Here is a 237-nt window from a genome sequence, read left to right on the forward strand (position 1 = left end):
ACACAATTTGCCCAGGGCCGCGCGCTCGACGTGATCTGCCTGGGCCGCCTGGCGGTGGACCTGTACGCGCAGCAGATCGGCAGCACCCTGGAAGACGCGACCAGCTTCGCCAAATACCTGGGCGGCTCGTCGGCGAATATCGCCTTCGGCACGGCCCGCCTGGGTTTGAAGTCCGCCATGCTGTCGAAAGTGGGCGACGACCATATGGGCCGTTTCCTCACCGATACTTTGTCCAAG

1 protein-coding gene is annotated in these 237 nt (G+C 63.7%); it reads left to right on the forward strand.

Annotated features, from left to right (window positions below; translation table 11 throughout):
- Positions 1-237: PfkB family carbohydrate kinase (locus tag K0F85_RS28425; RefSeq protein WP_257638223.1), on the forward strand; the 237-nt coding region annotated here is incomplete at both ends.

The sequence above is a fragment of the Janthinobacterium sp. UMAB-56 genome (assembly GCF_900095265.1).
Classification (GTDB): domain Bacteria; phylum Pseudomonadota; class Gammaproteobacteria; order Burkholderiales; family Burkholderiaceae_D; genus Janthinobacterium.